Genomic DNA, 5,763 nt, shown 5'->3' on the forward strand with positions numbered 1-5,763 from the left:
GGCCAAGGCCAAGCCGAATGCACCGGCCTATCAGAACGTGTTCGGCCAGAGCCTCGTCAAGGAAGCCGAGAAGGACGAGAAGATCGTCGCCATCACCGCGGCCATGCCGTCGGGCACGGGCGTCGACATCTTCAACAAGGCCTTCCCTAAAAGAACTTTCGACGTCGGCATCGCCGAGCAGCACGCCGTGACTTTCGCGGCGGGTCTCGCTTCCGAAGGCTACAAGCCGTTCTGCGCGATCTATTCGACCTTCCTGCAGCGCGGCTACGACCAGATCGTCCACGACGTCGCGATCCAGAACCTGCCCGTCCGCTTCGCCATCGACCGCGCCGGCCTCGTCGGCGCCGACGGGGCGACCCACGCCGGCTCGTTCGACAACGCCTATCTCGGCTGCCTGCCGAACATGGTGATCATGGCCGCCTCCGACGAGGCCGAGCTCGTGCATATGGTGGCCACCCAGGTCGCGATCAACGACAAGCCGAGCGCAGTGCGCTATCCGCGCGGCGAAGGCCGCGGCGTCGAGATGCCGGAAGTCGGTATTCCCCTCGAGGTCGGCAAGGGTCGCATGATCCGCCAGGGCAAGCAGGTCGCCCTGCTCTCCTTCGGCACCCGTCTCGGCGAGTGCGAGAAGGCGGCCGACGAGCTCGCCGCACATGGCCTCTCCGCCTCGATTGCTGACGCCCGCTTCATGAAGCCGCTGGATGAGGAGCTCATCCTCAAGCTCGCGCGCGAGCACGACATCCTGATCACGATCGAGGAAGGCGCGATCGGCGGCTTCGGCTCGCACGTGATGCAGTATCTCGCCGATCAGGGCATGCTCGACGGTGGCCTGAAGATGCGCGCGATGGTGCTGCCCGACGAGTTCCTCGATCATGACACGCCGGCGGCGATGTATGGCCGTGCTGGTCTCGATGCCAAGGGCATCGTCGCCAAGGTGTTCGAGACGCTCGGCAAGGACGTCAAGACGGAAACCGTCAAGCTCGCCTGAGCCGCTGTCGCGGTGATCGACAATGAGGAAAATATATCTGGCAGGTCCCGACGTGTTCCTGCCGGATGCCCTTGAGGTCGGCCGCCGCAAAGCCGCGATCTGCGCGCAATATGGCCTGAGCGGGCTTTATCCGCTGGACAACACCGTCGATCTCGCCGCGCATACGGTGTCGCTCGACATCTTCAGCGGCAACGAGGCGATGATGGGCGCGGCGGACGCGATCATCGCCAATTTGACGCCGTTCCGTGGCCCCGGCGCCGATGCCGGCACCGTCTATGAGCTCGGCTATATGGCAGGGCGTGGCAAGCTCTGTCTCGGCTATTCCAACGATCCGTCTGTTTATGCCGACCGTGCCCGCCGCTTCACCGCGGTACGTGCTGAGGATGGCCGGCTGATCGACGCCGACGGCCTGACCGTCGAGGATTTCGGCCACGGCGACAATCTGATGGTGATCCATGCGCTGGATCTGCATGGCTGTCCGCTGGTCGCGCCGCGCGGACGGCCGACCGACATCTGGCATGATCTCGAGGCGTTCGAGACCTGCGTGCGTCTTGCGGCGGAGAGGCTGCTGACAAAGTGAACGAGAGTTGTAGGGTGGGTAAAGCGAAGCGTGCCCACCATTTCGCATCTTGCCTGTAACGGTGCGCAGGCGCCGCACGGCGGTCGCTTTGCCCACCCCACGAGCTGCGATACTCACAAGGTGGTCCAGTGAGCGCAAGCGATACCCGGGATGACCCCTGCATATCGCTTCGCTCATGCAGGCTACGATGTCCTGATAGCGACTAAACTTCTCAACGCCTGAGTCCAAAACGACCATGACTCCTTCCCGCAAACGTGCCGATATTCTGCTGGTCGAGCGTGGCCTGTTCGAAAGCCGCGCACGGGCGCAGGCGGCGATCGAGGCCGGCCTCGTCATAGCCAATGACAAGGTGGTGGCGAAAGCATCCGAGACGGTTCCCGTCGATGCGGTGCTGCAGGCCGAGCCGGCGCATCCTTTTGTTTCACGCGGCGGCGTCAAGTTGCAGGCGGCGCTCGAGCAATACCCGATAGAGATCGAGGACCATGTCTGCCTCGACGTCGGCGCCTCCACCGGCGGCTTCACCGAGGTGCTGCTCGCCAACGGCGCGGCGCTGGTGTTTGCGGTCGATGTCGGCCGCGATCAGTTACATCAGTCGTTGCACGGTCATTCCCGCATCGTGTCGATGGAGCAGACCGATATCCGCGCCTATGACGGCAAGCGACTGCCGCAGCGGCCCGACGTGGTCGTGATCGACGTCAGCTTCATCTCGCTGAAAACCGTGCTGTCAGTAGCGCTGTCACTGGCCGCCTCGCCGATGAGCCTCCTTGCGCTGATCAAGCCGCAGTTTGAGGCGCAAGGCGCACACGGCAAGGGCGGCATCATCAAGGACAGTAACGTGCACCAACAGGTCTGCGACGACATCGCGGCCTTTGCGGCCTCGCTCGGCTGCACCAACATCGAGGTGTTTCCGTCCGCGATCAAAGGCGGCGACGGCAATGCCGAGTTCTTCCTCGGAGCGCGCCGCAATGGTTGAACGCCTGCTGATCGATCATGTCGGCCATCGCGGCGACGGTGTTTCGTTCACATCAGGCCAGGCGCAGTACGTGCCGTACACGTTGGCCGGCGAGACCGTTGAGGCCGCCGCCATCCCGGGCCAGCCGGAGCGCCGCAAACTGCTCGCTGTGGACACGCTGAGCCCGCAGCGCATCGCGCCGTTCTGCCCGCATTTCGGCATCTGCGGCGGCTGCGCCATCCAGCATTGGCAGCCGGAGAGCTATCAGGCCTGGAAACGCAGCATCGTGGTGGAGACGCTGCGCGCCGCCAAGATCGACTGCGAGGTCGCGCCGCTGATCGATGCGCACGGCGCCGGCCGGCGTCGCGCCACCTTCCATGCGCGCATGGGCACGCGCGAGATCCTCAAAGTCGGCTTCAGCGCGGCTGGCAGCCATGACATCATTCCGATCGACCGCTGCCCGATCCTCGATCCCGGCCTGAAAGGTTCGCTGGAAGCGGCCTGGGCGCTGGCGGAAGCGCTGAAGCCGACCGGGAAGCCGCTCGACATCCAGGCGACGGCGACTAACAACGGCCTCGATATCGACATCCGCGGCTCCGGCCCGCTGGCGCCGCCGCGCATCGCTGCGCTGTCAAAGCTCACCGAGCAGCACCGGCTGGCGCGGCTGACGCGCCACGGCGAGCTGGTGCTGATGCGCAACGCGCCTGAGATCAATATCGGTGCAGCGCGCGTCACCCTGCCGCCGGGCTCGTTCCTGCAGGCCACCGTCGCCGGCGAGGAGACGCTGGCGGCCCTGGTCGGCGAACGGATCGGCAAGGCCAAGCACGTTGCCGATCTGTTTTGCGGCGTCGGTCCCTTTGCCTTGCGGCTTGCATCTCGCGCACGCGTTACCGCGCTCGACAGCGATGCCGGCGCGGTGGCGGCGCTGCAAAAGGCGGTGGCGACGACATCGGGCCTGAAGCCAGTCAAGGCCGAGACGCGCGACCTGTTCCGCCGGCCGCTGATGCCGCAGGAGATGCGCGACTACGACGCCGTCGTGTTCGATCCGCCGCGCCAGGGCGCAGAGGCGCAGGTCAAGCAGCTCGCGGCCAGCAAGGTGCCGGTGGTCATTGCCGTGTCCTGCAACGTCACCACCTTCGCGCGCGACATCAGGATGCTGATCGAAGGCGGCTACAAGCTCGACACGGTGGTCCCGGTCGATCAGTTCCGCCACACGGCGCATGTCGAGCTGGTGGCGAAGTTGATGCGTTGAGTTTTACGCGTAGCTTATTGGCGCGTGTAGGGTGGCCAAAGGCGCGTTCGACAGCCGTAATCCCAGACGATAGACGTTGAAGCGTCGTGCCCACCGTCCGGTGTGTCGCAGTAGTAGATGGTGGGCACGCTTCGCTTTGCCCACCCTACACATCGTGTTTCGTCATTGCGAGGAGCGTCAGCGAAGAAGCAATCCAGACTTTCTGCTCGGTTCTAGATTGCCTCGCTTCGCTCGCAATGACGAATACCGCGAGCTACCGCATCACGTCGACCTTCACGTCGGCGACGCCGGCATGCACCATGCCGAGCGCCTGCGCGGCCGAATAGGACACGTCGACCACGCGCCCCTTCACGAACGGGCCGCGGTCATTGACCCGCACCGTCACGGACTTGCCGGTCGCGACATTGGTCACCTGCAGGCGCGTGCCGAATGGCAGCGTCGGATGCGCCGCTGTCAGCTCATGCGGATCGAACCGCTCGCCGCTCGCCGTCTCCTGCCCCTCGCTGTAGAAGCTGGCAAGGCCCCGCGAGCTGCCTGTCGACGCGAGCGCGACGCGCTTTGCTGGCTGGCTGTGTTCGGGCTCGCGGAGCCGCACCACGGAGACCGGCTTATGTACAGGCCGAAACGCGTGCCGCGGTTCGAGCGAAGCCTCCCGGCTCGTCGCGAAGCGGCCGGCTTGTTGTGAGACCGATGTCTGCGCGCAGGCGCCGAGCGATGCCGCGATCAGGATGATCCCTGTCGTCCGCATGAAGATATAACAGCCACGCGCACTGGGATCAGAAGCAAGACGAGCCGACTGACCGCGCCCGCTTGCACTAACAGATTTACTAACACCGCCGATGGAACGCATGTTCTGTGCGCCTCCGCCCAAGCTGCATCAAGCTCGCGCGGCAATGGCGGCAGAACCGTGGCACGAGCGAATTCGCGCCAACCACAACCGTTAGTTTTGCTTTGAGTGTTGTCTTAGCGCCACAGCTGACGAGACAAATAGCTGATGAAACGAATGGTGTCGTCCCGGGAAAGCGAGTGGAGCGAGCGCGACCCGGGATCCATAAACACCGCGGGTCCTGCATGAGCAGACTGGAGCTACAGCGCATCTCCACATAAATAGTTGTGGTTATTGGGTCCCGGCTTTCGCCGGACGACGGTGTCTTTTCCGCCCGACGTGGCAGGGCGGATCAGCGTCCCCAGCGGTCCTGCCAGATCCTCTCGCCCACCAGGCAGGAGACCCGCGGCTCCTTGGCCTCATCTGCAACCGGTACGATGTGGCTTGGCGGCGTGCGACCGGCGACCTCCATCAAGAGCTTGGTGCGGATCGCCTCCTTGAACTCGTCGCGCCCCTTGATCGAAATCACGAAGGAACCGGGACCGCCGGTCACGCAATCCTCGTAGTACCAATCGAGGTTTTCGATATCCATGGTCGAGTAGGACGGCTCCTTCACCATGATCGGCAGGCCGTTGATGGTGATGCCCTTCCCCAACGCCGTGTCGCGCGCGATCGTCACCGGCGAGCCGCTGTTGTTGGGACCGTCGCCGGAAATGTCGATCACCCGCCGCAGGCCGCGATACGGGTTCTCATCAAACAATGGCATCGCAAAGGTGATCGCACCCGAGATCGAGGTGCGGGAGGCACGGCGGATCGGCGTCTTCATGATCTCGGCCGAGACGGCGTCCGCGCTTTCCGGCCCGTCTATCAGCCGCCAGGGGATGATGATCTTCTGATCGCCGGAAGCGGCCCATTCGAAATAGGTCACGGCCACACGTCCGTTCGGACCGTTCTTCAGCGCCTGCAGGAACTCCTTGGAGATGATCGCCTGTGCGTAACCCTCGCGCTGGATCGCGAGTTCGTCGAGATCCATCGAATAGGAGACATCGACGGCGAGGATCAGCTCGACGTCGACTGACGGCGCGGCTTCCTTCTCGCTCAGCTGCGCGGCCGTCCTCGCGCCCGGCGCCGCGGCCACGCTGGCGGCGTCAACACCGCCCAGCGC

Annotated in this window: 6 protein-coding genes; 4 read left to right on the forward strand and 2 right to left on the reverse strand. The window is 64.5% G+C overall.

Going from position 1 to position 5,763, the window contains the following annotated elements:
* From WA702_RS27570 to WA702_RS27585, 4 genes are all read left to right on the forward strand, one after another.
* On the forward strand, nucleotides 1–988 hold a 988-nt coding region (locus WA702_RS27570; RefSeq protein ID WP_425113703.1), incomplete at its 5' end, for a transketolase C-terminal domain-containing protein.
* 22 nt (nucleotides 989–1,010) lie between these two features.
* Nucleotides 1,011–1,568, forward strand: coding sequence for a nucleoside 2-deoxyribosyltransferase (locus WA702_RS27575; protein ID WP_425113704.1), 558 nt, complete (start codon nucleotides 1,011–1,013; stop codon nucleotides 1,566–1,568).
* 235 nt (nucleotides 1,569–1,803) lie between these two features.
* Nucleotides 1,804–2,541: a TlyA family RNA methyltransferase gene (locus WA702_RS27580; protein WP_425113705.1), complete on the forward strand. Its 738-nt coding sequence runs from the start codon at nucleotides 1,804–1,806 to the stop codon at nucleotides 2,539–2,541.
* Nucleotides 2,534–3,772 (forward strand): class I SAM-dependent RNA methyltransferase, encoded by a 1,239-nt coding sequence (locus WA702_RS27585; RefSeq protein WP_425113706.1) that lies wholly within the window; start codon nucleotides 2,534–2,536, stop codon nucleotides 3,770–3,772. The genes WA702_RS27580 and WA702_RS27585 overlap by 8 nt, the downstream gene beginning before the upstream one ends.
* Before the next feature lie 253 nt (nucleotides 3,773–4,025).
* Here the strand turns inward: WA702_RS27585 and WA702_RS27590 are convergent, their stop codons facing one another.
* Entirely contained in the window at nucleotides 4,026–4,520 is a 495-nt protein-coding gene (locus WA702_RS27590; protein ID WP_425113707.1) for a septal ring lytic transglycosylase RlpA family protein, read from the reverse strand.
* 430 nt (nucleotides 4,521–4,950) lie between these two features.
* The gene (locus tag WA702_RS27595; protein ID WP_425113708.1) at nucleotides 4,951–5,760 is read right to left on the reverse strand and encodes a DUF1194 domain-containing protein; all 810 of its coding nucleotides are present in this window, start codon (nucleotides 5,758–5,760) and stop codon (nucleotides 4,951–4,953) included.
* Nucleotides 5,761–5,763: the final 3 nt, after the last annotated feature.

This window comes from Bradyrhizobium sp. (assembly GCF_049798375.1).
In the GTDB taxonomy this organism is placed as follows: domain Bacteria; phylum Pseudomonadota; class Alphaproteobacteria; order Rhizobiales; family Xanthobacteraceae; genus Bradyrhizobium.